1 protein-coding gene is annotated in these 427 nt (G+C 67.2%); it reads left to right on the top strand.

Going from position 1 to position 427, the window contains the following annotated elements; all coding sequences use genetic code 11:
• A partial coding sequence (locus ERX35_RS11310) for a DNA/RNA non-specific endonuclease (RefSeq protein ID WP_211360039.1) occupies positions 1-427 on the top strand: 427 nt, incomplete at both ends.

Here is a 427-nt window from a genome sequence, read left to right as displayed (position 1 = left end):
CCTCCAGGTCGCCGGCGCCTCTCCCGATCACTGCGGCGCATCGGTCGCGGACGGCGCGCAACCGAAGGTGCTGTCCAGCAAGCACGCTGGCGCCAGCCACCTGCTCTGCTACCGCGCCTACGCGGTGCTCGTGTCCTCGGCGACCCGGACACCGCTGTGGTCAGCCGAACACCTGACCGCGCAGGCGGTGAACCAGGCGCGTGAGCTGCCGCGCGAAAGCGATTTCTTCGAAGAGACGTCTTTGCCGGCAACCGCCCGCGCCACCCTGCAGGACTACCACGGTAGCTCGCACGTCCAGATTGACCGTGGCCACATGTCGCCAAGCGGGGACTTCGGCGACCTGGCATCGCAACAGGAAAGTTTCAGCTTGGCCAACGTCGTCCCGCAGAACTCGGTCAGCAACCGCCGCATGTGGAGCCACCTGGAG

This window comes from Macrococcus equipercicus (assembly GCF_004359525.2).
In the GTDB taxonomy this organism is placed as follows: Bacteria; Bacillota; Bacilli; order Staphylococcales; family Staphylococcaceae; genus Macrococcus; species Macrococcus equipercicus.
This window is presented reverse-complemented; position numbering and strand designations above follow the sequence as displayed.